A 6,181-nucleotide genomic window follows, 5' to 3' on the forward strand; every position below is an offset into this window, starting at 1 on the left:
TTATTTGATTCTGCTTCCTACTCCCAATGAATTTCTACCCGCAGATCCTCGGTACCCTCCAGCGGCTGCACCAGATAGCGGATATTTCGGATGCCCAGACCGTACAAGGCCGCCAAATCCTCCAGCAGTTGCCGTTCCGAACCGGCATAACGGACGGTTACCGTATACTCGTCGGCCAGAATCCCCTTCTTCACCTGATCGGCCAGCCCTTTCGCATCCGAGACCGCCGCTTCGGCATCGTACAAATCGTAACCGAGCCGTTCTTTCAGGTTACCGTAAAAATCCGCTTTCGTTCCGCCCTGGTCGATCAACGAGTTAAGCAGGACCAGATACGCCACGTTCGATTTGGGATAATCGCCCGCATTCCAGCTGTGATCCTTGCGCATCTGTTCGTCCGTGCGCAAGTAATAGCCATATTTCACTTGCTTCGGCACGTCGGGCACCGGATCGTCCCAGGTCGTGTCCAGATGGTACCAGCGGCCATCAAGCTTAACGAGGTTCCAGGCATGCAGCTGGCCGCCGGCCGTGCCTTCGACCAGCCGGTTCTCAATGCCCGCTTCCTTCAGCAGCTCGTAAGTCAGCAAGGCATACCCCTGGCATACCGCCTCGCCGGTGCGCAGCCCTTCGTAAGCCGTATATTTTTGCAAATCCGTATCGTATTTCAAATTCAGCACGACATAATCGTGAATCGCTTTGATTTTCTGATGCGCGTTCATGTCCGGCCCGATCAGCTGCTTCAGGATGGCTTGCACCCGTTCGCTCACATACGCCGTCTGCGGGGCCGTTTCGCGGTAATCGATCTGCAGCGTGATTTTGGCCGAACCGGAGGTGCCCCGCCAGGAGTACACGTAGCGGTCCACGATATATTTGGTGTACGGATCCGCTTCCAGCGCGTCGTTCACCGCCTGCTTCAACAGCTTCTCCAGGTTTTTGGTCGAACCTTTATATTTCAGGGTGATGGTCGTTTTCCGGTCTTCCATCCCTTCCGCCAGCGTGAGCTGCATTTGCTTGGAGGTGGTAACCGTAACCGGCTCCGTGGCCGCCTTAACCGGAACGGCGATCCATCCCAGCGGTTCGGTGCCCAGCAGCAGCCCGCCGATCACTCCGGTGATCAGCCATCGTTTTGTAAATCTCCTGTTCTTCCCCATGTGGCTCCCCCACCTTCTTGAACAAGCTATGGCAAGCGTAGACAAGTGTGTGTTTGCGGCCCTTCAAGCCCATTGTAACACAGGCTTTGACGCAAAAGGTTTCTAGTTTTGTCGAACGGACGGGAGTGCCGCCGGGCCTTCGGAAAGATGTCCATATTCGCCAAAACGACGCGAAATCGACGCTTATTTTTCACATTCATCTTCTACAAAAGAAAGCCGGGCTTAGGTATAATAAAAATATCGTATTTGTGATCTATGTCATTGCCATATTGCAAAACATTCCTTGAGAAACGGAGAGGCGATCGGATGACCATCGTGAATATTTCGGATATTTCCGTTGAACTGTTTATTGCCGTCATGTTCTTCTTGCTCATTATCGCCCCGCTGGTCAGTCTGGGGGTACTGCGTTTGTTCCAGGGACGCAAGAAATCCGGCTTATCCCTGATCGGCAGCGGCATTGTAGGCTACTTCATCTTCCAGTTGATCGCCGGACTCATCAATTAACCCGTTACATAGGCAGCATGCATATCGGACGAACCGGCCCGATCAAGCTCCGCCAAACGCAAAAAACGGCCATGCAGGGTCTCCCTGTATCGCCGTTTTTTTGTACGATGAGCGCAGCCGTGGGCCTGGCTTAAGCCAGTTCAGCCAACGCTTTGTCGAATTGGGTTTTGTTCATGCCGAGGATACGATGCTCGCCGATCAGCGTGACCGGTACGGCGCGCATGCCCATGTCCCATACCTGTTGCGCAAATTCGTCGTTTTGCTCGATGTTGCGTTCCTCGTACGAGATGCCTTTTTCGCTCAAAAAGCTTTTCACTTGACGGCAATGCGGGCAATTGGTGCTGGTGTAGACAATCACGTTATCCATGAATGGTTACTCCCTTCGATCTAGCTTTGATTATTTTGCGGCAGCGGCTGCCGTTTCATGCTCCAGGTTCTCGATGTACTTCTCGCAGTCGATCGCCGCCATGCAGCCGCTGCCTGCGGCCGTAATGGCCTGGCGGTAACGGGTATCCTGCACGTCGCCGCAAGCGAAAACGCCCGGCACGTTGGTTTCCGAAGAACCCGGTTTCACCACGATATATCCGTTCGCGTCCGTGTCGATTTGTCCGCCGAGGAACGCCGTGTTCGGATGGTGGCCGATGGCCACGAATACGCCGCTGGCCGAAATGATTTCTTCTTCGCCGGTCGCATTGTTGCGCACCTTCAAACCGGTAACCCCCTTGTCGTCGGTGACGACTTCCAGCGGCGTGCGGTTCAGCGCCAATTCGATTTTCTCGTTGGAACGTGCGCGGTCCTGCATGATTTTCGAAGCGCGCAGCTCGTCGCGGCGGTGTACAAGAGTCACTTTCGAAGCGAAGCGCGTCAGGAAGCCGGCTTCCTCCAAAGCGGAGTCGCCGCCGCCTACCACGATAATTTCCTTGCCGCGGAAGAAGAATCCGTCGCAGGTCGCGCAGGTGCTTACGCCGCGGCCGACGTTGTCCTGCTCGCCCGGGATGCCCAGGTATTTGGCCGTCGCGCCCGTGGACAATACCAGCGTTTCCGTAACGAGTTCGCCGAGCCCTTCCACCTGCAAAGTGAACGGACGCTTGCTCAGGTCCACGCTGTTGACCCAGCCCGTGCGGAATTCGGCGCCGAAACGCTCCGCTTGCTTGCGCATGTTATCCATCAATTCCGGTCCCATGATGCCGTCCGGGAAACCCGGGAAATTCTCCACTTCCGTCGTCGTCGTCAATTGTCCGCCCGGCTGCGGCCCTTCGATGATCAGCGGGTTCATGTTGGCGCGGGCCAGGTAAATCGCGGCGGTCAGCCCCGCAGGTCCGGTACCGATAATAATCGATTTATGCATATTATCAAATCCTCCCAATTGGATACATTCTATTATAAAATGGAATAATATCATCTGCTTTTAATTATGTGAAAACGACAGCATCATGTCAATGATCGTACCGAAAGGGTTCCGTGAAGTTTAAATGAAGGAATGATGAAGACGTCGAAGAATCGATGGAACGGCAACCCGGCACAAACCGTTTGACTATTTTATTAATGTTCGGGAGGCGACGCGTACATGGCGGACTCGCAAAAAACTTTAAGGATCTGTGAAAAAGGGCATCGATACTACAAAAGCAGCGACTGCCCGACCTGCCCGAAATGCGAGCAGGAACGGAAACCGGACACCGGGTTTCTATCGTTGCTTGCAAACCCTGCAAGACGGGCATTGGAGCATGAGGGAATTACGACGCTGCAGCAGCTTGCGAGCTATTCCGAACGCGAGATTTTGCGGCTTCACGGGATGGGACCGCGTTCGATGCCTATCCTCCGGGATGCGTTGCAGTCGCAAGGATTATCGTTCCGCGAGTCTTAACGGATCGAATCTCGCCGCCAGGATTGCGCGAAGCCGCATGAAACCGGCGTCAGGAATCGGAGCAGCCCGATCCGCCCGGCTACCGCAGCAGCCTTAATCCGTTCAAAATGACCAGCAGCGTGCTGCCCTCATGCCCGACCACGCCGAGCGGCAGCGGAATGCCCTGGGCGAAATTGCTCACGATTAGCAGCAGGATGACCGCGCCGGCGAACGCCAGGTTCTGCTTCACGATCCTCCGGGCCCGCCGGGCCAGGGATATCGTCTCCGCGATCCGCTCGAGGCTGTCGTTCATCAGCACGACATCCGCCACCTCCAGCGCCGCGCCGCTCCCGCCGCCGCCCATGGCCACTCCCACCGTCGCCGCCGCCAGCGCCGGCGCGTCGTTCACGCCGTCGCCGACCATCACGACGCCGCCATATTGGGCCCGCAGCGCCTTGACGTGCTCGACCTTCTCCTGCGGGAGCAGGTCGCCGTACACGAGGTCGATGCCGGCCTCTTTGGCGACGGCGCGGGCCGTGCCGCCGCGGTCGCCCGTCAGCATCGCGGCGGCGATACCAAGCTCATGCAGCCGGGCGATGGCGGCCTTGGCCTGCGGGCGGACCTCGTCGCGCAGCGCGATCAGGCCGGCGTATTCGCCGCCGCGTTGGATGGCGGATACCGTGTGCCCTTCGCCGATCAGGGCGCGCAGCCGCTCGGCCAGTCCCGCAGGCAGCCGCGGATCGGCTTCGTCCGCCTTGCCTACCCGCCATACCTCGGCCCCGATCACCGCTTCGATGCCCCAGCCGGGCAAGGCTTGCAGCTCATCGGCGCTGCGGACGTCGAGCCCTTCTGCTTCGGCTTTGCGCACGATCGCCTTGGCCAGCGGATGCTCCGACAGGCTCTCCGCGGCGGCGCAGGCGGCCAGCACCTCGAGCCGGTCGAATCCTTCGGCGGCGCACAGCTCGGTGACGACCGGCGCGCCTTCGGTCAGGGTGCCGGTCTTGTCGAAGGCAACGACCTTCACGCCGCCCAAATTGTCCATATGGGCTCCGCCCTTGAACAGCACGCCGCGCCGGGCGCTCTTGGACATCGCCGACAGCATCGCCGGCATCACGGACGACACGAGCGCGCAAGGCGAGGCTACCACCAGAAAAACCATCGCCTTATAGAAGGCGAACGGCCAGCTCCATCCCAGCAGCAGCGGCGCGAGCAAAATCAGCGCCAACGTGGCGGCTACGACCGTTTTGGCATACACGCCTTCGAGCCGCTTGATAAAGCGCTGCGTGCTTGGGACCTCGAGCTGGGCCTGCTCGACCAGAGCGATGATTTTGGCGAACAAGGTACCTTCCGCCGGGCTGGTCACTTCGACGTAAAGCGCCCCTTCCCCATTAAGCGTTCCGGCATATACCCCGTCGCCCATTTGCTTATCCACGGGGATCGACTCTCCGGTAATCGCCGATTGATTCACCGAAGAACCCCCGCTGCGAATCACCCCGTCCACCGGAATCACTTCCCCTGGCTTCACCAGCAGCAAATCGCCGATGGCCAGCGACTCGACCGCAACCTCCTTCATACCGTCCCCGTCGATGCGCAGCGCCGTTTCCGGCTTCATGGCGATCAGCGCGGAAATATCCTTGCGGCTCCGCTCGCTGGCAAACGACTCCAAGGCCCCGCTCAGCGCAAAGATAAAAATCAGCATGGCCCCTTCGTTCCAGTATCCGATCGAAGCCGCCCCCAGCGCAGCGGCGATCATCAGCAAATTGACGTCCAGATCCCGCTCCTTGAACAAGGTAACGAGCCCTTCCCGAGCTTTCAAGTATCCGCCAGCCGTATAAGCGGCAATGTACAACGTCACCGATAACCACGGGGACCATCCTTGCACCCCCCAGGCCAAGAGCATTAGCGCCCCGCTCCCGAGCGCCAACAGCATCTCCCGGTGACGCAGCAGCCGGAGCCACGAGAACCGGCGGCGTCCTCCCGGATTGGGCTGGTTCATCGTTTTTTGCGCGACGGGCATCGTTCTTCTATGGGCAGCATCCATGGCAATCTCCTCCTCGATTCGTAGGTTTCTTCCCTTTCGGCCGTTTCACCTGAGAATGAATATTATTGTTAACCCCCTAAAAATGACACAAGCTGCCCCGGGAATCCCCGGAGCAGCATGCTATTGAGAACGATAATCATTTTTGTACTAGGACAATAATTTTGGTTTAGTGAAACTTTAGTTTCATTTTAAGCTATATTTTCCATTCTGTAAACAGGCGAAATTCTGGAATACCGACTGTTTACCTGTATTAACGCAGTTATTTGAGCGAATTTCGCCTCATGGCCGAGAACAACGGCATTTTCGCAGTTATTCCATGTCAGCACGTAACTCCATTCGACTCAACTTCACTCAACTCCGGTCCATTAAGATGACTCCGCCTTTAATGCAACCCTAGTGGAATAATCAAGAATTATATACGAAAAACCGAATAGAATTCGCCATTTCCGTCTATTTTGACGGAATGTATATGAAATACCATACTTAATTGCGCCTTAGGAAGACGGAATCCAATATTCTGTATGAAAAATCGAATAGAATTCATGTTTTTGGTCGTTATCGGGGTAGCGTCAAGAAGTTTGTGTAAACCAGTAGAAACATCCATCAGGAGGATGTGGTGGTGGGGGAGGAGGCCTCCTCCCCCAC

Annotated in this window: 6 protein-coding genes; 2 read left to right on the forward strand and 4 right to left on the reverse strand. The window is 56.8% G+C overall.

Annotated elements, in window-relative coordinates; all coding sequences use genetic code 11:
* Window positions 1-17: 17 nt before the first annotated feature.
* Window positions 18-1,148 (reverse strand): transglutaminase domain-containing protein, encoded by a 1,131-nt coding sequence (locus tag ACQ4N8_RS24665; RefSeq protein ID WP_430707003.1) that lies wholly within the window; start codon window positions 1,146-1,148, stop codon window positions 18-20.
* Window positions 1,149-1,454: 306 nt separating this feature from the next.
* On the opposite strand from ACQ4N8_RS24665, the gene ACQ4N8_RS24670 reads away from it, so the two are divergent.
* Window positions 1,455-1,652 (forward strand): hypothetical protein, encoded by a 198-nt coding sequence (locus ACQ4N8_RS24670; RefSeq protein ID WP_430707004.1) that lies wholly within the window; start codon window positions 1,455-1,457, stop codon window positions 1,650-1,652.
* 130 nt (window positions 1,653-1,782) lie between these two features.
* Here the strand turns inward: ACQ4N8_RS24670 and ACQ4N8_RS24675 are convergent, their stop codons facing one another.
* On the reverse strand, window positions 1,783-2,019 hold the full coding sequence (locus ACQ4N8_RS24675) for a glutaredoxin family protein (protein ID WP_430707005.1): 237 nt from the start codon (window positions 2,017-2,019) through the stop codon (window positions 1,783-1,785).
* 30 nt (window positions 2,020-2,049) lie between these two features.
* Window positions 2,050-3,000 (reverse strand): thioredoxin-disulfide reductase, encoded by a 951-nt coding sequence (gene trxB / locus ACQ4N8_RS24680; protein ID WP_430707006.1) that lies wholly within the window; start codon window positions 2,998-3,000, stop codon window positions 2,050-2,052.
* A gap of 219 nt (window positions 3,001-3,219) precedes the next feature.
* Here trxB and ACQ4N8_RS24685 point away from each other — a divergent pair, with 219 nt between their 5' ends.
* Entirely contained in the window at window positions 3,220-3,516 is a 297-nt protein-coding gene (locus ACQ4N8_RS24685; RefSeq protein WP_430707007.1) for an RNA polymerase alpha subunit C-terminal domain-containing protein, read from the forward strand.
* A 79-nt stretch (window positions 3,517-3,595) separates the two neighbouring features.
* Here ACQ4N8_RS24685 and ACQ4N8_RS24690 read toward each other — a convergent pair whose 3' ends face one another.
* Window positions 3,596-5,536, reverse strand: coding sequence for a heavy metal translocating P-type ATPase (locus tag ACQ4N8_RS24690; RefSeq protein WP_430707008.1), 1,941 nt, complete (start codon window positions 5,534-5,536; stop codon window positions 3,596-3,598).
* Between the last annotated feature and the right edge of the window lie 645 nt (window positions 5,537-6,181).

The organism is Paenibacillus macerans, assembly GCF_050565405.1.
GTDB classification, from domain to species: domain Bacteria; phylum Bacillota; class Bacilli; order Paenibacillales; family Paenibacillaceae; genus Fontibacillus; species Fontibacillus macerans_B.